This is a genomic window from Alcaligenes phenolicus (genome assembly GCF_032063905.1).
GTDB lineage: Bacteria > Pseudomonadota > Gammaproteobacteria > Burkholderiales > Burkholderiaceae_B > Alcaligenes > Alcaligenes phenolicus.
On sequence record NZ_DAMBOE010000002.1, the window covers coordinates 512,850 to 535,816 of the forward strand.

Consider the following 22,967-nt stretch of genomic DNA (forward strand, 5'->3'; position numbering starts at 1 on the left):
CATCATGCACAGTCCCACCGCCCCCCAGCCCGTTTCCTCTCTTTGGCGTTTCAGCAAAATGCACGGAGCGGGCAATGACTTTGTCATGCTGGATGGTGTGACGCAGCACATCGAACTGACACCTGAACGAGCCCGCGCCTTGGCCGATCGCCACTTCGGGATTGGTGCCGACCAGATCTTGCTGGTCGAGGCCGCCACCGAAGCAGGGGCCGATTTCCGCTATCGCATCTTCAATGCGGACGGCAGTGAGGTGGAACATTGCGGCAACGGCGCACGTTGTTTTGTCCGCTTTGTGCATGAACAAGGCCTGTCCTCGGCCAACCCTTTGCGGGCGCAAATCCGCACCGGCATCATCAGCCTTAATGACGACCCGCAACGCGGCGTGGATGTCATGATGGGCACCACCCGCTTTGCGCCTGCCGATGTGGGTTTTGACAATAAGGGCCTGGAAACGCGCGCCCAAGGCGAAGACACGCTGTGGCTCTTGCCTGTGCCCGATCAAGCCGCCCCCGTCGCCCTGTCACTGGTCTCGATTTCCAATCCCCATGCCGTGCAGGTCGTGGACGATGTGAAACAGGCCCCGGTTGCCACGGTAGGCCCCTTCATCGAATCCCACCCCCGTTTTGCCCACAAAGTGAACGCGGGTTTCATGCAAGTAATTGATCCCCACCACATCAAGCTGCGCGTCTACGAGCGCGGAGCCGGTGAAACCCTGGCCTGCGGTACAGGCGCGTGTGCGGCTGTGGTGGCGGGAATACGCCGGGGATTGCTCCAAAGCCCGGTTGTCGTTGATACTCGTGGAGGCAGTCTGCGCATTGAATGGGACGGACAGGCGCTACGCATGAGCGGCCCGGCCCAAACTGTCTTTACCGGACAAGTCGATATAGATGCACTGTGTGCGTCCCTAGCCAGAAAGGAAACCTTCTAGACATGGATACCCCCAACAGCCTTAGCGCCGTGGAAGTGGCCCAGTTTTTGAAAGCCAACCCTGATTTCTTCGACGCACATGCCGATGTTTTTTCCAAACTGATGGTGCCGCATCCCCATCAAAGTCGTGCTATTTCCTTGGGCGAGCGCCAGATCATGCTGCTGCGCGAGCGCGGCAAGAAAACCGAGCGCCAACTAGCCACGCTGGTTGCCAATGCCCGTGGCAATGAAAAGATTTCGCGCCAATTGCACCAATGGAACTGCCAGATGCTGGCCGAGTCCGACCCGGCAGCCCTGCCCGAACTGATCTGCAGCAGCCTGGAGCGCATTTTTGAAATGCCCCTTGTCCGTCTGCACTGCTGGAATCCGGACGAAGTGCTGGCTGACGACGCCCTGGTCAGCTGGGCCTACACCTTGATCAATCCCTATTGCGGCGCCCGACGCGAACAGGAGTTCCTGGCTGATTTGCAGCAAGACGCGCAATCGGTGGCCATTGTGCCCTTGACGTTTCCCGAGTCGAACACCTTGTTTGGTCTGCTGGTTCTGGGCTCGCCGGAAGCCACGCGTTTTACGGCCGATATGGGTACGGACTTTCTGGAAGGCATTGGTGAGCTGTGCAGCGCCGCCCTGCAGCGTTTGTACAAGCCCAGCAGTGTTGATCAAAGCGAATGTCCGGCCTGAAGAAACAAGATCACTCCCCTTCCGGGGACAAGTCCCAAAAGCAGCCAGCCGCCCCCCAGGCCCTCAGCCCGGCCATGCAAAGCTGGCTGCATCAACTAAGCCACGAAAAACGCTATTCGGAACACACGCTCAGTGCGTACCGTAATGATTTGCGTCATTTGCTGGCGCAGTACCCAGGTACAGACCCCGACACTCTGACTCAAAGCCAGTTGCGACAAGCCGCCGCCCGTTTGCATGCACAGGGCCTGGCGCCGCGCAGCCTGGCCCGTATTCTGGCGGCCTGGCGTGGCTACTATCAATCGCGCACCAAAGAGCTGGGCTGGCCCTTGAACCCGGCTGCCAGCCTGAAGGCACCCAAGATAGGCCGCCCTCTGCCCAAGGCCTTGTCCGTAGACCAGACCCAGCAGTTACTGGACCGCCCGACCGCCCCCATTCAGGACGACCCGGTCAGCTGGCGCAATCAGGCCATGTTTGAATTGTTTTATTCCAGTGGACTACGTTTGTCCGAGCTGGTCAGCCTGGACACGCACTATCACCAGGACACCCAATACCAGTCCAAGAGCTGGTTACTGCTGGATGATCGTGAGCTGGTAGTCAGTGGCAAAGGCGGCAAGACGCGCCGCCTGCCTGTAGGTGAAAAAGCCCTGCATGCCTTGCAGCAATGGCTGGAAAAACGCCCCGCTTTGGCATCGCTGGCGACTAGTGCCGATGCCAGTGCGGCCCTGTTTCTGGGTGCCCGTGGAGCCCGCATTCACCCACGCGTGGTGCAGCAAGAACTGGAAAACTATGCCCTCGCCAGCGGCCTGCCGGTGCATGTTCACCCGCACAGCTTGCGTCACAGCTTTGCCAGCCATTTGCTGCAATCAGCACAAGACTTGCGGGCGGTGCAGGAACTATTGGGTCATACCAATATTTCCACGACTCAGATTTATACCCGTCTGGACTTCCAGCATCTGGCCCAGGCTTACGATCAGGCCCACCCTCGGGCGCAACGCAAGAACCGGGCCAGTGACAAGTCGGAGGAGTGAATCAGGGCTGCAAGGCCTTGACCAACTGGTCTGTATTCGAGCGCATCATGCCCAGGTAGGTATCCACGCCCGAGCCTGGGGCTCCTAAAGCATCGGAATACAAGGTGCCACCAACTTTGGCGCCGGTCTCCCGTGCCACTTGCTCGACCAGTTTTGCGCTGACCGTGTTTTCCACAAAAATGGCCTGAATCTGCTCGCTACGCGCTTGCTGGATGACCTGCGCAATATCACGGGCTGAAGGCTCCGCCTGGCTGGATACCCCCACCAAGGGAATGAAACGGATGTCGTAAGCCTTGCCCATATAAGAGAACGCATCGTGCGAGGTGATGACCTTGCGCTTTTCTACTGGCACCGCCTGCAGGCGGGTTTTGATGGAATCGTCCAGCTCCTGAATGCGCTGTGCGTAATCCTTGGCGCGTCGCTGGTAGTACTCGGCATTGGCCGGATCAGCCTGCTCCAGACCTTTGCTGATATTACGAACATAGATCTGTGCCAGGCCCAGGCTTTGCCAGGCGTGGGGGTCCTGGCTGCCGTGCTGATGACTATGGTCATGCCCGCTGTGGGACCGTGTATCCTCTTTGGCGTGGGTCTGCTCATGGTCGTGGGCATGCTCGGGTTCAGCATTGTGACCGTGATCATGGTCATGGTCATGACCGGCATGATCCTCGTGTCCGCCCCCTTCAAATGCTAAAGGCGTAATACCCTCTGTCGCCACCACTTGCGGCCCTTTATAGCCTGCCGCCTGCTGCAAGCGTGGCAACCAGGTCTCGAACTCCAGACCATTGATCACCAGCAGTTGCGCATTGGCCAAGGTCTTTGCATCACTGGGACGCGGCTCAAACGAATGGGCATCCCCATTGGCGGGCACAATCGTGCTGGCCATGACCTTGTCGCCGCCAATCTCCTTGACCATATCGTTCAAAATCGAGAAGCTGCTGACCACACGCAAAGGCTCCGCCTGCACCGACAGGCTGGCCGCCAGCAGGCCCAAGGCCAGCGCCGTGCGGCCTGAGTAAATGTCTCGCATTTTCATCAATCGTGCTCCAAGAGAGAGGCCATGCGCCGACGCCGTGCACGCCATTGGGAATAAGCACGCAGCAAACCGCCTTGGGGGCCAAGGGTGACAGAAAGAAAATAAAACACGCCAGCGGCCAGAATAATTGCGGGCGAGGCAGGCACGTTGTAGTAGTACGAAAACAGCAGGCCCAGATAGGCGCTGATCATGCCCAGCAAGGCCGCCACCAGCATTTGACGACCAACGGAATACACCCAGAATCGGGCCGAGGCAGCGGGCAGCATCATGATCCCCACCACCATCAAGGTTCCCAGCACCTGGAAGCCAGCCACCAGCGTGATGACCAGCATGAACAGGAACAACATATGGACGACGGAACCGCGCCCGCCTTGCGTGCGCAAAAAGATCGGGTCCATGCACTCGAGCACCAGAGGCCGGAACACCAGAGCCAGAATAATCAGCGTAACCGTCGTGCTGCTGGTCACCAGCAGCAAGGAGGCATCATCCAGGCCCAGCACCGTGCCAAACAGCACATGGATCAAATCCATATTGGAGCCGCGCAAGGACACCAGCAGCACCCCCAGACCCAGGGACACCAGGTAGAAGGCAGCAAAACTGGCGTCCTCCCGTTGTGGTGTCAGGCGGGCCACCAGTCCGGCCAGCAAGGCGACAACCAAGCCGGTAATCATGCCGCCTATGGCCATCGCGCTTAAAGACAGGCCCGCCGTCAGGAAACCCACCGCCACACCGGGCAGGATGGCATGTGCCATGGCATCTCCCATCAGGCTCATGCGGCGCAGCACCAGAAACACACCCAAAGGCCCGGCCGCTGCGGCCAGGGCAAACGAACCGGCCAGCGCACGCTTCATGAAACCAAAGTCCATGAAGGGGCCAAACAGCACATCGACCAGGGACATCATAGGTAGTCCCCCGCACACAAATGGCGAGCCAGATGCAGGTTCTCGGGAGTTAGCACCGCTTCAGTTTCACCCCAACCCACTACCTGACCGGCAAGCAGCACGGTTTGCGGAAAACAGCTACGCACCATATCCAGATCATGCAGCACGGCCATCACGGTACGGCCCTGCTTGTGCCAGTCCAGAATCAGGTTCATCAATTCATCCGAGGTTGCTCGGTCCACCGCAGCAAAAGGCTCGTCCAGCAACAAGATCTGGGCGTCCTGCATGATCATGCGGGCAAACAGGGCTCGCTGTAATTGCCCACCCGACAAAGTGCCTATGGAGCGACGCGCAAAGTCGGCCAACCCCACCTGCTCCAGCGCATGACCAATACGCTCATGTTCTGCCTTGGGAAATCCGCCCCAGGCACCCACGCGCTTCCAGGCTCCCATGGCCACCAGGTCATGCACTGTCACCGGGAAGCTTTTGTCCAGATCGCCCATTTGCGGCAACAAGGCCAACTGATCCAGAAAACCGCTATCGACGGCAATGCGCCCTTTCAGGGGATTGATCTGCCCTGTCAGCCCTTTCAACAAGGTGGATTTGCCCGCCCCATTTGGCCCCACAATGGCCGTCAGCGAGCCGCGTTTGAAACAGCCGCTGATGTCGCGCAAGGCTATCTTGTCTTTCCAGCCCAGCGCCACATGGTCAAGCTCGATCAAGGTTTGGTGTGAACTCATGCCTCTACCACGCACCCAATGCCCAGGTGGTCAGCAACCACAGGACTGCTGACACGCACAAAGCGCCCAATACGCGCTGCCCGGCCGAAGCCAGCAGGAGCGAACGGCGGGGTGCCGGACTACGGGGAGTCGAGGAAAATTGAGAACAGGACATGAAACAGGGATAATGCGGCTAGATTGGGAATTTAATTTCTCCAAAGATGTTATAACATAACAAACACCCTATCAAGCGCCATGCCTGTACATATTCTTACGCCCAACGCCATTGAAGATCAGCTCGCTACCGCTGAACAGCTTTGTCTGGAACGCGGTAAACGGCTGACTTCAATTCGCCGCCAGGTGCTGGAAATCCTGATTCAGGCCCAGCGCAGTTTGCGCGCCTACGAACTGCTGGATCTGGTTCGCGAGTTCCAGCCCGGCGCCAAACCCCCTACCGTTTACCGTGCCCTGGACTTTCTGACTGAAGAAGGTCTGATTCACCGCCTGGATGCCGTCAATGCCTGGACGGCCTGTGTGGATGCCGGTGGCCACCCCCACGACTTGCTGATTGTCTGCACCCAGTGCGGTACCGTGGTGGAGCTGTGCGCTCCGGACCTGAGCCAGCGGCTGGCTGACTGTGTGCGCGGAGCCGGCTTTGCCCTGTCCGGTCACGAGACCGAGTTGCGTGGCCTGTGCCAGCGTTGCGTTGCCGCTAAAAACGAGCGAAAACCCTTATCTGCCCCCTAAAACGTGGCATTTTGCCTCCAATCGGTATATATTCCCCGATCTATTGGCAAACCTCTGTGAATTTTTACAGATCACCGTTTGCCCAACAGGCAAGGCTGTGATGTAATCGCACGTTGTTTTCGTGCGGAGCAGATGGGTGCAGGAAGCCGCGGTTGGTGCCGTGCCTTGTACCTTTCGCCCGCCACTGCGAGGCATGTTTATGAACGCGGCATCAGATCTGAACAACATGGTTCCAGTCACTGTTCTGACTGGTTTTTTGGGCGCTGGTAAAACCACGCTGCTCAAGCGCATCCTGAGCGAATATCACGGTCGACGCATTGCCGTCATCGAAAACGAATTCGGGCCGGAAGGTATCGACAACGAACTGTTGGTGCAGGACTCCGAAGAAGAAATCGTTGAGCTGAGCAATGGTTGCGTATGTTGCACCGTGCGTGGTGACCTGATGCGCACCCTTAATGATTTGCGCGTTCGCCGCCAGGCGGGCGAACTGAAGTTCGAGCGCGTCATCATCGAGACCACCGGCATGGCTAACCCCGGCCCGGTCTGCCAGACCTTCTTCATGGACGATGATATTGCCGACTACTATCGGCTGGACGCGGTCATCACGGTCGTGGATGCCAAACACGGCATGGCCACACTGGACCAGCAAGAAGAAGCTCAAAAACAAGTTGGTTTTGCGGACCGCCTGCTGATCTCCAAAAAAGATCTGGTCAACGATGTGGATTACGAGGCCCTGCGTGCCCGTCTGATCCGCATCAACCCGCGAGCCACGATTACGCCGGTTCACTTCGGTGAAACCGACATCAAGGATTTGCTGGAAGTCAGCGGTTTCAACCTGAATTCCATTTTGGACATTGATCCTCAATTCCTGGCAGAGCAACACCCCGATGCGGCGGACGGCCATGATCACCACCACGATCATGCCCACGGCGACGAAGGCGAGTGCGGTCCGGGCTGCGGACACGATCACCATCATCACCACCACGAGCACGCAGCTCACAATGACGAAATCGGGGCTTTCGTGTTCCGTTCGGACCGTCCTTTCGACCCCGAGCGTCTGGAAGATTTCCTGTCGGGCATTGTCCAGGTATTTGGACCAGATCTGATGCGCTACAAGGGTATCCTGTATCTGAAGGGCATCAATCGCCGTATGCTGTTTCAGGGCGTACACATGATGATGAGCGCCGAGCCTGGCAATGCCTGGCTGGCCAAAGATAAAAAGGGCACCAAGCTGGTCTTTATTGGCCGCAAATTGCCACAAGACATATTCACCCAGGGCCTGGAGAATTGCCTGGTTTGAATTAATAATTATTCAGTAAATGCGGAGCGATTGCGCGTGACGACAGTTACAGGCTCCCAGACGTCAACAAGAGGTAAGCATCATGGCAACTAAGTCACATGACAGTACTACAACCCTGCTGACCGAGCAGGAGCTTTTGGCGATGCCTGAGTCAGACTACATGAACGCCGCCCAGCTGGAGTTTTTCAAGCATCGTTTGCGCCAGCTGGAGCAAGACATTCTGGCCAACGCGGGTGCTACAACGGAAAACCTGCGTGAAACCCAGTTCGTTCCTGACCCGGCTGACCGTGCCACGATCGAAGAAGAACACGCTCTGGAGCTGCGTACCCGCGACCGCGAACGCAAGCTGCTCAAGAAAGTGCAACAGTCCATCGCCCTGATCGATTCGGGCGAATACGGCTGGTGTGAGGAAACTGGCGAGCCCATCGGCCTGCCACGTTTGCTGGCACGCCCAACGGCTAACCTGTCTCTGGAAGCTCAGGAGCGTCGCGAGAAGCGTCAAAAGATGTTTGGGGATTGATAGGCGGCAACGCCCATCACCCTGATAAAAAGCCCGCCTGATCATTCTGGCGGGCTTTTTTTTGCCATTTCGTCCAGCCACCGCAGCCCTTATCAACGCAGCAGCGTGCACTCCTTCACCCCCGTTCAGCGCAGCGACAGAGCGTCCGGCAAAAACTTCCTGCTGTCATGCGCTTGAAATTTCCTGCCCGGCCCCCAGATGGGAACCTTAAAGGAAGGAAATCATGGAACAATTTCACGCCACTACTATTGTCTGTGTACGCCGCGGAGATCAGGTCGCCATTGGCGGCGATGGTCAGGTCACCCTGGGCAATATCGTCATCAAGGGCACGGCCCGCAAAATTCGCCGTTTGTACAACGACAGCATCCTGGCCGGTTTTGCCGGTGCGACGGCTGACGCCTTCACCTTGCAAGAGCGCTTTGAAGCGAAGCTGGAAAAGCACCAGGGCAACCTGCTGCGCGCCGCCGTCGAACTGACGCGCGACTGGCGTACCGACCGCGTTCTGCGCCGTCTGGAAGCCATGCTGCTGGTGGCGGACAAGGAACACACGCTGGTGCTGACTGGCAATGGCGACGTGCTCGAACCCGAGCATGGCCTGGCTGCCATCGGTTCGGGCGGCTCCTATGCCCAATCGGCCGCCATGGCCTTGCTGCAAAACACCGATATGGCTCCCGCCGACATCGTCAAGAAATCGTTGGAGATCGCAGGTGATCTGTGCATCTACACCAACCAGAACCATATCGTCGAAACACTCTGACAGCCGGATACACCACCATGTCTACACCTAATATGACTCCCGGAGAGATCGTCTCCGAACTGGACAAGCATATCGTTGGCCAGGGCAAGGCCAAGCGCTCCGTGGCCGTGGCCCTGCGCAATCGCTGGCGCCGCCAGCAGGTTGCCGAGCCCCTGCGTAGCGAGATTGTCCCCAAGAACATTCTGATGATCGGACCCACCGGCGTGGGTAAAACCGAAATCGCCCGTCGTCTGGCCAAGCTGGCCAACGCGCCTTTCATCAAGGTCGAAGCCACCAAGTTCACGGAAGTGGGCTATGTAGGCCGCGACGTTGAAACCATCATTCGCGATCTGGTGGATATTTCGGTCAAGCAAACTCGCGAAATCGAAATGCGCCGTGTGCGCACCCAGGCCGAGGAAGCCGCTGAAGACCGTATTCTGGACGTGCTGGTGCCCCCTTCGCGCGATGCACACGGTCAACCCCAACGCGAGGACAACTCTGCCCGCCAGGTGTTCCGCAAGCGCCTGCGTGAAGGCAAGCTGGACGATACCGAGATTGAAATCGAGATGGCCCAGGCCATGCCTCGTATGGAAATCATGGCCCCTCCCGGCATGGAAGAGATGACCGAGCAGCTGCGCGGCATGTTCTCCGGTCTGGGCCAGGAAAAGACCAAAGCCCGCAAGCTGACGGTCAAGGAAGCCTTCAAGCAACTGACCGAAGAAGAAGCGGCCCGTCGCGTCAATGAGGACGATTTGCGCACTGCTGCAGTGGCCAATGCCGAGCAGAACGGCATCGTGTTCCTGGACGAGATCGACAAGATCACTGCGCGAGGCGAAAGCCAGGGTAGCGGCGGCGATGTGTCCCGCCAAGGCGTGCAGCGCGACCTGCTGCCTTTGGTAGAAGGCACCACCGTCACCACCAAATACGGGGTGGTACGTACCGACCACATCCTGTTTATTGCCTCGGGTGCGTTCCACCTGTCCCGCCCCTCGGATCTGATTCCTGAACTGCAAGGCCGCTTCCCCATCCGTGTGGAACTGGAATCGCTAAGCGCCCAGGATTTTGTACAGATTCTATCCACGACCGACGCTTCGTTGACCAAGCAATACGCAGCCTTGCTGGGCACCGAAGACGTACAGCTGGACTTCCGTCCCGACGGTATCCAGCGTCTGGCCGAGCTGGCCTTTGAGGTCAACGAGCGTACCGAAAACATTGGTGCCCGTCGCCTGTACACCGTCATGGAAAAACTGCTGGAAGAGCTGTCCTACAGCGCTGGCAGCCACGGTGAGCAAAACGTGGTCATTGATGCGGACTACGTGAACAAACAGCTGCAGGAAACCGCAGCCAGCCAGGATCTGGCGCGCTACGTGCTGTAAGCCTGACTTCGGTCGGACATGAAAAAGGGGGCAGATTTCTCTGCCCCTTTTTTTACATTCCGCTTGCAGACCACATCCAACACGGCAACAGGCTCTACCCTGTCAAAGTAAACGCGATGGTCATCACATCACCCTGTCATCCCGACCACGAGCCCACACCAGTGTTTCTCCTGCGTCGGAGATGAAAAAAACCGGGCGAACCCGGCTTTTATCAACCCACTCAAGCGGGCTTACTTGCTGATCTTGGTGACCACGTAATCACCACCGTCACGTTTGGCAGTGAACTTTACCTTGTCACCCGGTTTGATGTTGGCCAGCAAGGCGGGATCAATTTTGTACACCAATGTCATGGCAGGCAGTTCCAGGTCGCTGATCTCACCATGCTTGATGGTAATTTTGCCGGCCTCGGCATCCAGTCGGCGCACTTCACCCGAGGCACTGGCTTCCTGAGCCTGGGCGACCACGACATATGCCGAGCCAGCTACCACACCCAAAGTTCCCAACGCCAAGGCTGCGCTTCGTTTCGTACACGTCATTTTTCACTCCTGCAAATTGGGCAGAGCCAGACAATTAGCTCATAATGCCTACTTTCGGACGCCTGATGCGTCTGTTTCCGATCAAGCATAACGCTAAACCTTTGCAAAAGCATGAGCGAATTTATTAAAGGGTATGTGCTGCGTCCAGCCACCCCCGCAGACCTTCCGGCCATTTTGGGCCTGATGCGCGATATGGCCGCCTTTGAGAAACTGGAGCATATTTTCAAGGCCAGCGTTGAGTCTCTACGCAACAGTTTCTTCTCGGACGAGCCCAGTGCCTACTGCCTGGTGATCACTCCTGAAGATCAGCCCGACGCACCAATTTCTTACATTATGTGGTTTTACAACTACTCCAGTTTCCTGGATCGCCGCGGCATCTATCTGGAGGATTTGTATATAGACCCGGCCCACCGCAAGCACGGTCTGGGCGCTGCTGCCCTGCGCCATCTGGCTCAAATGGCCGTGGCCCAAGGCTGTGGCCGCCTGGAGTGGGTAGTACTGGACTGGAACCAGAACGCCATCGACTTCTACAAGTATCAGGGCGCCCAAGTGCTGGAAGACTGGCGCGTGGTACGCGTCACTGGCGAGGCCCTGGTCAATCTGGCTCAAGGCACCCCTACTCCTGCCGAAACATAAGGCGTCTTCATGTCCACACGACTTTCCATTATTAGCACCCGCACCGGCGACGATGGCACAACGGGCCTGGGCGATGGCAGCCGCCTGCCCAAGACCGCTCCCCTGATTCATGCCCTGGGCGACGTGGATGAACTGAACAGCCATATCGGCATCCTGCGCAGCATGGCACTGCCCGAGGATGTTGATGCCCTGCTGTCCGACATTCAGCACGACTTGTTCGATATGGGGGCCGAGCTGTGCATCCCTGGTCATCAGGTCATAGGCAGCGTCCATGTGGAACGTCTGGACCAAGCGATTCGTCACTACAACGAGCCCTTGGGCATACTCAAAGAGTTTATTTTGCCCGGTGGCAGCCCGGCAGCCGCACAAGCACATGTACTGCGCTGTGTGGCGCGTCGTGCAGAACGTAGCGTCGTGGCGGTGCCATCAGAATCTTTGCCGCAAGAAGGCCCGCGCTTGTATCTGAACCGCCTGTCGGATTTGTTGTTTGTGCTGGCACGCACCTTGAACCGCCATGCAGGTCGCTCTGACGTGCTGTGGGAGCCCAAGCGCAACGAGCCTGGCAAGGGCTGATCATCCCATCGCGACTGCGACTGCGACTGCGACTGCGACTATAAAAATAGGACCCTGCTTTAGCAGGGCCCTATTCCTTTTCAGGCCAGATCAATGCGAGTGGTATCCGCAAACTTCAGCACAGGTTCGTCCGTGGGGTCTTCGTAGACCTGCCACTTCAAGGACTGGCTGCCCACCTGAATATCCACGGTAGCCAGGGTGTTTTCCGCGTCACTGTCCGCCGGGTCACAGCGCCAGATCGGAAATTCAGCATGGTGCTGATCCGCCAGGACCGTCAAAGGATCAAGCGCAGCACCGGCTTGTGCCAACAATTGTTCCCCACGCTCCTGCCGCAGTTCGGACGACCGGGTAATACGCTGTTCAAAGCCTTTCATGGACGGATGGACCGCATGGTTGGCGTGCAGATGGTTTTGCTCAATGGTCTGCACAGAAACGGCCTCGGCACTGAACTCCACGCTCAGCAAGCGTGGATCGCCACGCTGCGCCAGACTCAAATGGAAAGCGCCGGAACGTGGGTGATCCTGCAAGATCCCTACTGCCTGATCCAGATCAGGCTGATCCAGCATGGCGCGGGTCAGGACCATGCGCGGCACCCCTGGGGCCACATGACGAGCCCGCACATTATTCACCGTCATGGCCAAACCGGCCTGGGTCACTGCAAAGCTATGGCCCGGCAAGGAAGCAGGGTAAAGAAAGGAGACAAAGGACATGCCGCTGTCGGGGATGAATTTGGCCACCCCGCAGTAACCGGCAAAACCTGGATCACCATCTTCGTTATGCACCAGACGAGGCTCGCCCTGGGCGGGCATTTGCACGGTGGTGCAACCATCGGGAGCCATGGCCCACACGTCGCCCCGGCAATTCCACAGGAAAACGTCTTCAAAGGGGAGCTCCAGACCCAATGCCAGGCCCTGGAGCTCGGTCCATATTCGGGGGAAATAACGCTCGGTGTACTGAGCCAGCTGACCGGCTACAGCCGCCCCCTTCGATTGCATGATGCCTTGCCATGCTGCTGAGTTCAGCAAGTAGGCATGCACGGCGGGGGCTCCGAAACGTCCCAAAGAATGGCCAATTTCTTTGGGACCACCACTTAACTCCAGATAGGACAACTTAGCCATTGCGTCTATTTCCAGTAAGCACCGGACTGGTGCAATTGATTTTCAACCAACTCAATACCGCTGACAGCACGACTGCCCGCCTTGGCCAGAACCTGTTCCAGCAAGACCTCCACCAGTGCCTGCGCAGCAACCAGAGAAGGAAAAAAAGACGGACTGTCGGTTCCAAACAATAATGTGGCATCTGCCTGCTGCGCAATAGGGGCAAGCAAGCTGTCGCAAATCGCCAGGATTTGTGCATCTGCCTGTCGAGCCGCTGCATGGGCCAGCACGGCTTCCTGGGAATACGGTGCAAAACCGAACAAGACCAGCACATCCCCTTTTTGCAGCGCCCGCAGATCCATATCCAGAGTACCGGACTCGCCACGCAACAAGCCAATCGAGGGCCGGAACAGACGGTACTGATAATGAAAGGAAAAAGCGGGTGCAAAAGAGGCCCTGAACCCGGCCACAAAAACCCGCTTGGCCTTGTTCAGCAATTCCACAGCCTGTGGCAAGCGTGCTTCATTCGCCTCGCGCAGCAGCGCCAGAGTATCCATTTGTGCTGTCAGCGTCTGCGCCAGGCGATCTTCTTTATTTCGATTGCGTACCACCGCCCGAGCCTGATCGGCATAGCGCCGGCCCCCCTGACCATGCAGCGCCTGGGTGAACACAGCCTTGAATTCCGCCCAACCGCCAAAGCCCAAAGACTGGGCAAAGCGCAGCAAGGTGGCAGGTTGCACCTGTGCCTGCGCGGCCAACTGACGCATGGACATCAAGGGCACCTGATCGGCATGATCCAGCACATAGCGCGCGCTTTGCTGGAACTGCGGCGACATGGTGGTAAACGCTGCCTGAATACGCTCGGTCAGATTGCTCAAGGAGTTCATGGGCCAACACGCTTTAAAAAGGGACACCAAGTATATATCGGGCGCAAATGCAGTCTGGGCGCAACAGTGAGGCCTTTATCCACCTGTCCCGACAAATCAATGATGATTTATTTGTTGAAAGTATTATTATATATTCAACATACGTTGAAAATCCTTCCGGGCCTACTTTCTGGATCTGCGCCATGACACATGTCTTTCATCGCAACCCCAAACAAACCTTGCCCTGCGCCGTCAAAGGCGATGGCATCCGCATCGTGGACAGTAATGGCAACGCTTACATAGACGCCAGCGGTGGCGCGGCCGTATCCTGCCTGGGCCATAGCCACCCTGTCGTGATCGCTGCCATCAAGCAACAGCTGGACCAGATTGCCTACGCCCACACCTCTTTTTTCAGCAGTCAGGCCGCCGAGGACCTGGCAGATTTCCTGACCAGCCGATCCCCCGGTGATCTGGACCATGTGTACTTTTTGTCCGGAGGCTCGGAGGCCGTAGAAGCCAGCCTGAAGCTGGCACGGCAATATTTCGTGGAGATTGGCCAGCCCGAGCGTCATATTTTCATCGCACGCCGTCAGAGCTATCACGGCAATACGCTGGGAGCTTTGGCCATTGGCGGCAATGAATGGCGTCGCAAGCCGTTCCTGCCTCTACTGGCTCCGGCCCAGCATGTCTCGCCCTGCTACCCCTATCGCGACCAAGGCAATGATGAAAGTGCCGAGCAATATGCCGACCGTCTGGCTCAGGAACTGGACGACATGATTCAAAGCCTGGGTCCCCAGAACGTCGCGGCCTTTGTCGGCGAGACTGTAGTGGGCGCGACCGCTGGTGCCTTGGCGCCAGTAGGCGACTACTGGAAAAAGATCCGTCGGGTCTGCGACAAGCACGGCGTGCTGCTGATTCTGGATGAAGTTATGTCGGGCATGGGGCGTACCGGCTATCTGTTTGCCTGCGAAGAGGACGGAGTCGTGCCGGACATCATGGCCATTGCCAAGGGTCTGGGGGCGGGCTATCAGCCTATTGGTGCGATGCTGGCCAGTGACCGGATTTACCAGGCCATACTGAATGGCTCGGGCTTTTTTCAGCACGGCCATACTTATATGGGTCACGCCACAGCCTGCGCTGGTGCTTTAGCCGTGCAACAAGTGATTGAGCAAGACCAGTTGCTGGAAAACGTCCGTCAGCGCGGCGAGCAATTGCGCCGGGAGCTGCATCAGGCGTTGGACAGCCACCCCAATGTGGGTGATATACGTGGTCGTGGCCTGTTTGTCGGAGTCGAACTGGTGCAAGACAAGGCCAGCAAGCAAGCGCTGGACCCTGGCTTGAAAACCCACGCCAAGATCAAGCAGCATGCGTTTTCCCAAGGTTTGATGCTCTACCCTATGGGTGGCACGATAGATGGAGTTCACGGCGACCATATCTTGCTGGCACCGCCCTTTATCTGCACCGAGGCCGACATTCACGAAATCGTGACCCGTCTGACCCAAACCATCGAACACATCCTGCCCCGATAAACCCGTCGAGCAGAGCGTCGAACAAGCAGTCAGAACGCTCTGCTGACTGCGCTGCGGCAAGCCAGCCGCATGAAGCACCGCTAGTTATACATAAAGGAGAACCATGGCCCGCCTACCCTATGCTGACCTGAAAGCCCCCGACGCCGCCCCACTGGTAGAACAGATCATTGCAGAGCGCGGCAGCGTCTTGCATCTGTACCAGATGCTGCTGCACAGCCCGCCCATTGCCAAAGGTTGGCTCAATCACCTGACCGGCATACGCCACAACAGCAGCCTGCCGGGCGATCTGCGCGAACTGGTCATCATGCGCGTAGCCCTATTGAACCGTGCCCCTTACGAGGCCGATCAACATGCCCCTATTGCGCTGGCAGAGGGGCTGAGTCAAGCCCAACTGGATGCCCTGCCCGACTGGCAAGACTCCGATGCCTTCACGCCCATTCAGCGTGCTGTGCTGGCTTACACCGATGCCATGACTCTGAATGTGCAAGTGGAGCCCGCTGTTTTTCAGGACGTACGCCAGTATTTTGATGAAAAACTGACGGTTGAGCTGACCGCCACGATCGCTACCTACAATATGGTGTCGCGCTTCCTGGAAGCCTTGCACATCCATTCCGACGACTCGCGTTAAAACGGCACCCTGAGCGCATCCGTCCGGCCACCTCCCAGGCGCCCCGCCAAAAACTCCACAAACAAACGCAGTTTGGGAGGCAAATGGCGGGTAGGCGGATACAAGGCCCACAAGGCACCGCAATATTGAGTGCGGAACTCCCAATCGGCCAGCACGCGCACAATACGCCCTTCCTGCTCGGGCTCCCTGGCCACAAAGCAAGGCAGGCTGCCTATCCCCAAGCCCCGCTCCACCGCATCCAGACGCACGCCCGTATGGTTGGCCGCGTAGCGTCCGCTAACCGACACATTCAGTACCCGCCCGCCTTTATTGAAACGCCAACGTGAATCACTGGGCGCCTCGCCCAAGTAGATGCAGCTATGTTCGCGCAACTGCTGGGGATGAACGGGCAGGCTGTGTTCGGCCAGATACTCCGGACTGGCGTACAAGCCATGTCGAATATCCGTCAGATGACGCCCCATCAAACCGGGCGGCGGCTGATCCGTGATGCGTATCGCCAGATCCAACTGATCGTCGATCAGGTCTGCATAGCGATCATCCAGATTCATCAGCACATTCACTTTGGGGTGCGCCGCCAGGAAATCCGGCATATGCGGATGAATCAGAAAATGCCCCACGGCTTTGGGGACACTCAAGCGTATCTGGCCCTCCGGCTCGGTCTGGAACTGCCCCGAGATCTCCATAGCGGCCTGGGCGCAGGACAGCATGTCACGGGCATGCTCGTAAATCGCCTGGCCACTGTCGCTTAGCCGTAATTTACGCGTCGTGCGCTGCAATACCCGCGTTCCCAAACCTTTCTCCAGACGCGCAATGGAACGGCTGACTGCCGACGGCGTATAGCCCAGTTGGCGAGAAGCTTCGGAAAAGCTGCCTGTCTCCACCACTTTGACAAAAACCACCATATCGCTCATCAGGGACGTGAGATTACTTGTGCTCATAGGGAATAAATTATTTCAATGAATTGCAATTATCAGGACTGCCCACTATGCCTACAATGCCTTAAAACCAACCTACAGGTAATAAAATGCAAGATAAATTATATTTGACTAGCAATAGCCTTACCTGCATAGCGGAAATCCTGGAGTGTTATCACTCCGAAAATGAGCGTTATGCTGTCAGGCTGGATAAAACCTTATTTCATCCCCAAGGCGGGGGTCAGCCTTGCGACAAAGGCACGATAAATGGGCACGAGGTCCTGCATGTGGCTCAAAACCGCGACGGTCACGTGCTGCACTACCTGCATGTGCGCCTGCCGCTGGGGCCCGTAGAACTGCATATTGATCGCGCTCACCGACTGGAGCACGCCCGCCTGCATACGGCCGGCCACCTTATCGGCCATCTGGTTGAACGCATAGGCTGGCAGGCCGTAAAGGCGCATCACTGGCGGGGCGAGTCACGGGTGGTCTTTCGCAACCCCAAGGATGCTCTGCCCCCCTTCCTGGATGATTTATCCAATCGTTGCGCTGAACAGATTCAATTGGCTCAGCCAATTTCCATCAGTTTTCAGGAAGGGCGCCGCCAGGTTGCGATTGGCAGCCTGGGGCGCTACCCCTGCGGCGGCACACATGTTGAAAACACATCCGAATTAAATGGACTGAAAATAATCCGTATAAAAAACAAAAAAGATGAATTGAGCATTCATTATGAAATGATGAATTAATAAATAATAAAAACCATGGCAGTTTATTAGCTCTGGCTATTATCGGAAAAGAAAAACAATTCTTTTAGAACCCCCAAGGGAAGTGAGATATGTATTTAGAGACAGAACGATTGCGGACTGAGCATATGCAGTCCCTGCTAAATGGCGAACTCCTGGCTATCCGCCTCTCCGGCTTCATTGATGCTCCCACCTCACAAAAGCTGGGCGAGCAAATCATAGACAAAGGCTTTGATCGCTATGTGAACGCTCCCAGCATCGGCCGTATTGGCATGGCTTTTTACGAAGCCGAAAACCAGCCCGAACGCATGGCCTCCTATTTCGAGGGGGTTTTTGACAATATCGACGAACTGCGCCGCCGCTGCGCCCCCTACCTGTCCCCGATTGACGTGCTGCGTTGCACGCTGGATGAAGTCTGGCCTGCCGGAGCCACGCTGGAGACCTTGTACGGAAAGAAAATGTATGTGGGCTTGTCGCGCGTGGTGCAACCCGATGTGCGCTTTCTGGCGCATCACGACATTTTGGCCAAGGACGCCCCCGGTAATTACCAGGCCATCAGTCTACAAGGCCAGTTGGCCGCCAATGTCTATTTGAAAATGCCCGACCAAGGAGGTGAACTGCAAATCTGGCAAACCGAACTGAGCCCGGATGAATTTGATGAAATGCGTGGCGACAGCTATGGCATCCATCCTGATTTGTTGGGCCCCCCCGAAGTACAGATACGTCCCGGTCCGGGCGATCTGATTATTTTCAATTCTCGCAAAATGCATGCCGTCACCCCCGGCAAGGGCGATTTGCGCTTGAGCCTGTCTTGCTTTGTGGGATATCGCGGCCCGGCCATGCCGCTGACCTTTTGGAGTTAATGTGTTGCAAACCTATTGGCCGGAGTTCGCTACTCTGGCTTTGATTCATTTTTTGGCCGTTATTGCCCCTGGGCCTGACTTTGCTGTCACCATCCGCCAAAGTGTGCGGCTAGGCCGCCAGGCCGGTATTGCCACTGCCATTGGTATTGGCGCCGGAATCTCCGTGCATGTGATCTATACCTTGATGGGCGTGGGTGCCCTGCTGCACTCCAACCCCTGGCTGATGAGTGTGGCCGAGGTATTGGGAGGTGCCTACCTTCTCTATATAGGCTGGGGGTTCCTGCGCCAGGCCAGTACGCCGATGGAAGTGAGCCTGGCCGAGTCCGACAATGGCAAACCCGCTGCTGTCAGCGTGCGCCAGTCCTTGACGCTGGGCTTCATGACCAATGCCACCAACCCTAAGGCTACGCTGTTCTTTCTGGCCGTGTTCACTACGGTGGTCAGCGCCAGCACGCCTTTGACGACCCAGATGCTCTACGGCGTCTGGATGTGCCTGGTTAATGCGGGCTGGTTTATTGTGGTCAGCCTGATCTTTACCAATCCTCGCGTACGTCAGCGATTCCTGCGTATGGGGACCTGGTTTGAGCGCGTGACAGGCGTTTTACTGCTGGGGTTTTCGCTGCGCCTGCTGATCCATGCCGGTCAGCGCATCCTGCTTTAAGCCCGCCAACAAGCCAAGAAGCCTGAGGCTACGAGTGATAAGGTGACAAGGTCTGCGCGGCGCTTTGGTCTTGGCTTGGGCTCCGCGCATCATAAAAAAATCCCCGCCCTGAAAACAGGGCGGGGATTTTTACTCCTTAGACCATGGACTCACCCGTCTTGCGGGCGATGCGCCAGTCACGTACCAGGTTACCGACCAGCAGAACCAGAATGATGGCCGACATGACCGGCCAGACCAGAAAGTAAATCGTCATAAGCATAGTGTTCTCCTTTTAACGTCTTGTCTCATACTCTCAAGCACGAGCCGAGGCCGGCTCACCTTGTTTCGACTCCCGAACTTTCTGCTTGCTCGGTGCAGGTGTGTCATCGTAGTGAAACGACTGCACACGCTCGGCAAGCACAGAGAAATCAAAACGTTCCTGACTACGCAAGCTGATGGCCACACACACCACAGCGCTAACGCCATAGGCGGTCAGGGAACCCAGCAAAACAATGTACTCACGCAAGAAGCCAATGAAGTTGGGCAAAAGAATCGCAGTGGCAATCACCCCCACCGCAATCGCAATACGGCTGCGGAAGAAGGCAAAAGCCATCAAACCGGCAACCACACCGCCACCAATCGAAGCGGTAATCTCGTAGAACACGGCGACCGCAGCTTCGATAGGAATCAGCTCGAAACGCACGATCGTAAACAGCACGACGGCACACAACACCGACCAGCTAAAGGCTTTGTTGGTAACACGATCCCAGTAAAAGCTGACAATGACCGGGAACACAATCGCGCCCCACAACGCACCCACAAACACCAGCATGACCAGAATATCCAGCTTCAGACTGGCGAAGATCACACCCACCATCGTGGCAACCACCATGGTCATACGGCCCCACCACAACATGCGGGCTGGTTTTGGACGACCACGGGCAATGTTCTTGGCGTAGATGTCGGTCATCACAATGGCCGACAGTGCAGCCAGGTCCGAGTCCGCCGTGGAAGACAAGGAGCCCACCACCAGGATGAAGAACAAGGCAATGCCAAATGGCGGCAAGTAGGTGGACGCCATCTGCGGGATGATGTTGTTCATGTTTCCATCCACAGGCTGCAAGCCGGTGAACAGAGCCAGCAAACCCAACATGCCCAGACCAATCACCACGGCACCATAGCCAATGGTGGCCGTGAGGAAAGTGGGTTTGATCAGGTCCTCGCGTACTGCGAACAGGCGCTGGGCAATAGTTTGGTTACCAATCGCGTAAGCCAGCACCGCCACAAAATACGGCGCCCCCTGCTCCAGAATTGCCTTGGTGGAATAGAAGTTGGCTTGCTCGGAATCCAGACGCCACCAGTTGGCCTGCACCATCTCCGGGCCACCGGCGTTAAAGAAGATCAGCGGGATAATGACCACGGCCGACAAAATCATGGCAACCAGCTGGGCAAAGTCCGTCATCACCGAGGCGCGGAACCCCGACCACAGGGTATAGGACAAGACGCCCAGACCCGCAATCAGCACACCTTGAATAAATGTCAGAGGGCTAAGGATCGAGACCAACGCACCTGCCGCGGTGAAGTTCACCATCAGGCTGATACCACTGCCTACCACGTTGGAAATCGCCATAATCATCTGGCTGGACGAGCCGTGCCGTGCATGCAGCACCTCGGCCAGTGTGTGTGCCTGCGGGGCCAACTGGCGAAAACGTCGCCCGAAGGGGTAGATGAACAAGATCATCAAGGCTCCCCATAGCCCGTAATGCAGAGGGCCGGATAGCCCGTACTTGAAGCCCGAGGTCGCGCTGGCATAAAACGACGCCGCCCATACCCAGGTGGCAATCATACTGGCCGCCGACAGGCCAAACCCCACCGCACTGTTGGATACCATGTATCCGTCCACGTTTTCTTTCTTTTGACCAATCATGAGCGACATCAGGAACGTCGCGCCATAAAAGCCGACCAATAACAATATGGCCGTCGTGGTTGAAAGCGTAAAAAACTCCGCCTCTTGCATGTCTTTCCTTTTCTCTTCTGCGCGAGAGCCACTTGCACCACCTGGCTCACTCGCATGCATGCCAATTCCGCATTAACGCGCTGGGCGACACCCATCCCAGGACCAGAACCGAAACACTTGAACCGAACGCGCGCACAAACGCCCCCGCCCTTGGCACAAGCCAAAGCGAGAAAAAAGCAAGACACAGCGCAAAGTGCCTCACATTGCGGCGAGTCTGCGGGCCTTACAGCAAATAAACATGGCCAGAGACAAGCCGCTCTGTTGCAGGCCGATGTCGTGTGAGACAGTCGGCTGGTTGTTCCGCGACCCAAGGGCCGGGCAAGGTGTTTCGGGCTAAAGCCGGGTTGTTGTGCAACAACCTGTTGAAGAACGGGCCGTCATTTTTTTATGCAATTTTGTCGCACCTGAACGGCCTGTTCGAGAAGCTGATTCAATGAACCAGAGCGATCAATTATACATATTTAAAATTTAAGGGTCTATATCATGCTGTTTCAGCATCGAGAACGGGCTATCAAACCCTTTCCGAGTCATTCCTAGACCTCATCATTATTAAGGCTCACGCGTGCCAGCTCCTGACATGCTACGGGCACTTTACCCACAAAGGCGTAGCCTTCCCCGCGTACTGAACGAATGGGCAGCTCCTCTCCCATGGCGGTTAATTTACGTTTCAAGCGACTGATCAAAACGTCCACGGAACGGGCAGTTGCCTCCCGCCCTTCCTCCAGCGGAAAAAGACGATCGCGCTCTACGGTTTGGGGGCTGACCGCAAAGAGAACCTGGACAATACGCCGCTCGCCGCGGGTCAACATGACCGAGTGCCCTCTGGGCGTGATCATGGTCCAGCCATTCTCCATCAAATCCCAAAGCTGGGAATCTGGCTCCTGCTCGGATCTATAAGCGATATTGCCTGCTTTGACCGGCTCTGCAGGAGAACCACGCAGGCTTCGCTGCAGGGCATAAGCACGCCGGCGCAAGGCCTGCACGCAAGCGACCACCTCCACCGGCAAAGCCTCCTGATCGAAGCAGGCGTCCGCCCCGGCAAGCAACAAATGTCCACGTTCCAGGCCGGCCATTTTGTCGCGTCGCACAACGATGACGCCGGCGGCAGGAAAATCCATACGCAAACGATTGATGTGTAAAAAAACGTTGTCTGCCTGACACACCAAAGCAAACACCGTCTCCGCCCCGCAAGCATGTGCCTGAGACAGACACTGCTCCATCGTCTCCACCGTCTGAATCCTTACCCCCCACTGCTCCGACTCCAAGGCGATCTGCTGCAAACCAGTCTTGTCGTCATACAACAGAAAAATCTGTTCTACCGTCATAGTCCTCACCCTTGCTGGCCCTATCAGGCACTTTATGTTTTTTTACCCTTGGACCTGCCTTAACAAACGCTGTGCTGCTGCGTCGTCAGGCATGGATAGATAAATAACCCCCTGCTTCAAGGGCTCGCCAATTCGGGCGACTTGTGCCACTTGATCTTCCATGACCAAAACCAGCAAGGCTCCCACATTACCAGAGCTGATCTCGGCCAACTTGCGCGCGCCCAAAGAATTCAATTGGAATCGAACAAGATGCTGTCCCTGTTCGGTCCGCAAGGACGCCACACGCGTCAAATCGCTGCGCTGCACAACAACTTGCGGATACAACCACAGGGGGCCTTGCGGTCCCTGCACCTGCACCAGACCGGGGATGGCTTGGCGCATTCCGACGTAGAAATCTACTTGAGGAACCTGCACCGAGCGCTGTGTCTGAGAGGCCAGAAAACTGCGTGTTCCATCTGCCCCTTCCCGCTCATAGTTGCTTGCCAGTGCAGGCGGGCTCAAATCAGCCCCACCTCCTGCTGTTGTGCTCTGGCACCCGGCCAGTAAAAACAGCATCATGCCTATCGCCGTGCCCAGTACTGCCTGGCCTGTTTGTCTATGCGTTGTCGCCATACTCACTCTCCGCTTTGACCCGCCGCTGCGGCCCCTTTCA

Annotated in this window: 26 protein-coding genes; 15 read left to right on the forward strand and 11 right to left on the reverse strand. The window is 57.0% G+C overall.

Going from position 1 to position 22,967, the window contains the following annotated elements:
* The first annotated feature begins 4 nt into the window (after positions 1 to 4).
* Genes dapF through U2949_RS05760 form a run of 3 tightly spaced genes read left to right on the forward strand, consistent with a single transcriptional unit; the run spans position 5 to position 2,636 of the window.
* Positions 5 to 928, forward strand: a complete 924-nt coding sequence (gene dapF / locus U2949_RS05750) for a diaminopimelate epimerase (RefSeq protein ID WP_042488095.1) — start codon at positions 5 to 7, stop codon at positions 926 to 928.
* Positions 929 to 930: 2 nt separating this feature from the next.
* The gene (locus tag U2949_RS05755; protein ID WP_026484117.1) at positions 931 to 1,608 is read left to right on the forward strand and encodes a DUF484 family protein; all 678 of its coding nucleotides are present in this window, start codon (positions 931 to 933) and stop codon (positions 1,606 to 1,608) included.
* A complete protein-coding gene (locus U2949_RS05760) occupies positions 1,596 to 2,636 on the forward strand; it encodes a tyrosine recombinase XerC (protein WP_407654165.1) in 1,041 nt (346 codons plus the stop codon). The genes U2949_RS05755 and U2949_RS05760 overlap by 13 nt, the downstream gene beginning before the upstream one ends.
* Position 2,637: 1 nt before the next feature.
* Here the strand turns inward: U2949_RS05760 and U2949_RS05765 are convergent, their stop codons facing one another.
* From U2949_RS05765 to U2949_RS05775, 3 genes are read right to left on the reverse strand one after another with little or no spacing between them, the layout of a single operon-like run.
* Positions 2,638 to 3,669, reverse strand: a complete 1,032-nt coding sequence (locus U2949_RS05765) for a metal ABC transporter substrate-binding protein (protein WP_321286620.1) — start codon at positions 3,667 to 3,669, stop codon at positions 2,638 to 2,640.
* Positions 3,669 to 4,568 carry a metal ABC transporter permease gene (locus U2949_RS05770; RefSeq protein WP_026484114.1) on the reverse strand — a complete coding sequence of 300 codons (900 nt, stop codon included), beginning with the start codon at positions 4,566 to 4,568 and terminating at the stop codon, positions 3,669 to 3,671. Before U2949_RS05770 ends, U2949_RS05765 begins: the two co-directional genes overlap by 1 nt.
* The gene (locus U2949_RS05775; protein WP_009462606.1) at positions 4,568 to 5,290 is read right to left on the reverse strand and encodes a metal ABC transporter ATP-binding protein; all 723 of its coding nucleotides are present in this window, start codon (positions 5,288 to 5,290) and stop codon (positions 4,568 to 4,570) included. The genes U2949_RS05770 and U2949_RS05775 overlap by 1 nt, the downstream gene beginning before the upstream one ends.
* Before the next feature lie 234 nt (positions 5,291 to 5,524).
* On the opposite strand from U2949_RS05775, the gene U2949_RS05780 reads away from it, so the two are divergent.
* From U2949_RS05780 to hslU, 5 genes are all read left to right on the forward strand, one after another.
* Positions 5,525 to 6,016, forward strand: coding sequence for a Fur family transcriptional regulator (locus tag U2949_RS05780; protein WP_009462608.1), 492 nt, complete (start codon positions 5,525 to 5,527; stop codon positions 6,014 to 6,016).
* A 199-nt stretch (positions 6,017 to 6,215) separates the two neighbouring features.
* Entirely contained in the window at positions 6,216 to 7,316 is a 1,101-nt protein-coding gene (locus tag U2949_RS05785) for a CobW family GTP-binding protein (protein WP_009462610.1), read from the forward strand.
* 82 nt (positions 7,317 to 7,398) lie between these two features.
* Positions 7,399 to 7,836 (forward strand): RNA polymerase-binding protein DksA, encoded by a 438-nt coding sequence (dksA, locus tag U2949_RS05790; RefSeq protein WP_026484112.1) that lies wholly within the window; start codon positions 7,399 to 7,401, stop codon positions 7,834 to 7,836.
* Between the two features lie 223 nt (positions 7,837 to 8,059).
* On the forward strand, positions 8,060 to 8,593 hold the full coding sequence (gene hslV, locus U2949_RS05795; RefSeq protein WP_009462614.1) for an ATP-dependent protease subunit HslV: 534 nt from the start codon (positions 8,060 to 8,062) through the stop codon (positions 8,591 to 8,593).
* 17 nt (positions 8,594 to 8,610) lie between these two features.
* Positions 8,611 to 9,948 carry an ATP-dependent protease ATPase subunit HslU gene (gene hslU, locus U2949_RS05800; protein ID WP_026484111.1) on the forward strand — a complete coding sequence of 446 codons (1,338 nt, stop codon included), beginning with the start codon at positions 8,611 to 8,613 and terminating at the stop codon, positions 9,946 to 9,948.
* A 230-nt stretch (positions 9,949 to 10,178) separates the two neighbouring features.
* On the opposite strand, the gene U2949_RS05805 is transcribed toward hslU, so the two are convergent.
* On the reverse strand, positions 10,179 to 10,484 hold the full coding sequence (locus tag U2949_RS05805) for a copper-binding protein (RefSeq protein ID WP_321286623.1): 306 nt from the start codon (positions 10,482 to 10,484) through the stop codon (positions 10,179 to 10,181).
* Between the two features lie 111 nt (positions 10,485 to 10,595).
* On the opposite strand from U2949_RS05805, the gene U2949_RS05810 reads away from it, so the two are divergent.
* Both U2949_RS05810 and U2949_RS05815 read left to right on the forward strand, forming a co-directional pair.
* Positions 10,596 to 11,120, forward strand: coding sequence for a GNAT family N-acetyltransferase (locus U2949_RS05810; RefSeq protein WP_026484110.1), 525 nt, complete (start codon positions 10,596 to 10,598; stop codon positions 11,118 to 11,120).
* 9 nt (positions 11,121 to 11,129) lie between these two features.
* The gene (locus U2949_RS05815; RefSeq protein ID WP_321286625.1) at positions 11,130 to 11,693 is read left to right on the forward strand and encodes a cob(I)yrinic acid a,c-diamide adenosyltransferase; all 564 of its coding nucleotides are present in this window, start codon (positions 11,130 to 11,132) and stop codon (positions 11,691 to 11,693) included.
* 80 nt (positions 11,694 to 11,773) lie between these two features.
* On the opposite strand, the gene U2949_RS05820 is transcribed toward U2949_RS05815, so the two are convergent.
* Together U2949_RS05820 and U2949_RS05825 are read right to left on the reverse strand one after the other, a co-directional pair.
* Positions 11,774 to 12,811, reverse strand: a complete 1,038-nt coding sequence (locus U2949_RS05820; RefSeq protein ID WP_321286627.1) for a C45 family peptidase — start codon at positions 12,809 to 12,811, stop codon at positions 11,774 to 11,776.
* Positions 12,812 to 12,816: 5 nt separating this feature from the next.
* Positions 12,817 to 13,677, reverse strand: a complete 861-nt coding sequence (locus tag U2949_RS05825) for a MurR/RpiR family transcriptional regulator (RefSeq protein WP_026484107.1) — start codon at positions 13,675 to 13,677, stop codon at positions 12,817 to 12,819.
* A 182-nt stretch (positions 13,678 to 13,859) separates the two neighbouring features.
* On the opposite strand from U2949_RS05825, the gene U2949_RS05830 reads away from it, so the two are divergent.
* On the forward strand, positions 13,860 to 15,185 hold the full coding sequence (locus U2949_RS05830; RefSeq protein WP_257723863.1) for an aspartate aminotransferase family protein: 1,326 nt from the start codon (positions 13,860 to 13,862) through the stop codon (positions 15,183 to 15,185).
* Between the two features lie 103 nt (positions 15,186 to 15,288).
* Positions 15,289 to 15,813, forward strand: coding sequence for a carboxymuconolactone decarboxylase family protein (locus tag U2949_RS05835; RefSeq protein ID WP_026484105.1), 525 nt, complete (start codon positions 15,289 to 15,291; stop codon positions 15,811 to 15,813).
* Here the strand turns inward: U2949_RS05835 and U2949_RS05840 are convergent.
* Complete coding sequence (locus U2949_RS05840) at positions 15,810 to 16,751, reverse strand: LysR family transcriptional regulator (protein WP_051316329.1); 942 nt, start codon at positions 16,749 to 16,751, stop codon at positions 15,810 to 15,812. The two genes, U2949_RS05835 and U2949_RS05840, sit on opposite strands and share 4 nt — an antisense overlap.
* An 86-nt stretch (positions 16,752 to 16,837) precedes the next feature.
* Here U2949_RS05840 and U2949_RS05845 point away from each other — a divergent pair, with 86 nt between their 5' ends.
* The 3 genes from U2949_RS05845 (at position 16,838) to U2949_RS05855 (ending at position 18,994) form a co-directional block, all read left to right on the forward strand.
* Positions 16,838 to 17,473, forward strand: coding sequence for an alanyl-tRNA editing protein (locus U2949_RS05845; protein WP_026484104.1), 636 nt, complete (start codon positions 16,838 to 16,840; stop codon positions 17,471 to 17,473).
* Between the two features lie 125 nt (positions 17,474 to 17,598).
* Positions 17,599 to 18,333, forward strand: coding sequence for a 2OG-Fe(II) oxygenase (locus tag U2949_RS05850; RefSeq protein ID WP_257723860.1), 735 nt, complete (start codon positions 17,599 to 17,601; stop codon positions 18,331 to 18,333).
* Between the two features lies 1 nt (position 18,334).
* A complete protein-coding gene (locus U2949_RS05855; protein WP_321286631.1) occupies positions 18,335 to 18,994 on the forward strand; it encodes a LysE family translocator in 660 nt (219 codons plus the stop codon).
* Positions 18,995 to 19,130: 136 nt separating this feature from the next.
* Here U2949_RS05855 and U2949_RS05860 read toward each other — a convergent pair whose 3' ends face one another.
* The 4 genes from U2949_RS05860 to U2949_RS05875 all read right to left on the reverse strand — a co-directional run bounded on the left by U2949_RS05860 (position 19,131) and on the right by U2949_RS05875 (position 22,927).
* On the reverse strand, positions 19,131 to 19,253 hold the full coding sequence (locus U2949_RS05860; protein WP_257723859.1) for a putative transporter small subunit: 123 nt from the start codon (positions 19,251 to 19,253) through the stop codon (positions 19,131 to 19,133).
* A gap of 33 nt (positions 19,254 to 19,286) precedes the next feature.
* The gene (locus U2949_RS05865) at positions 19,287 to 20,990 is read right to left on the reverse strand and encodes a sodium:solute symporter family protein (RefSeq protein WP_026484101.1); all 1,704 of its coding nucleotides are present in this window, start codon (positions 20,988 to 20,990) and stop codon (positions 19,287 to 19,289) included.
* Positions 20,991 to 21,523: 533 nt separating this feature from the next.
* Positions 21,524 to 22,315, reverse strand: coding sequence for a winged helix-turn-helix domain-containing protein (locus U2949_RS05870; protein ID WP_026484100.1), 792 nt, complete (start codon positions 22,313 to 22,315; stop codon positions 21,524 to 21,526).
* A gap of 42 nt (positions 22,316 to 22,357) precedes the next feature.
* Positions 22,358 to 22,927 carry a SecDF P1 head subdomain-containing protein gene (locus U2949_RS05875; RefSeq protein WP_257723857.1) on the reverse strand — a complete coding sequence of 190 codons (570 nt, stop codon included), beginning with the start codon at positions 22,925 to 22,927 and terminating at the stop codon, positions 22,358 to 22,360.
* Between the last annotated feature and the right edge of the window lie 40 nt (positions 22,928 to 22,967).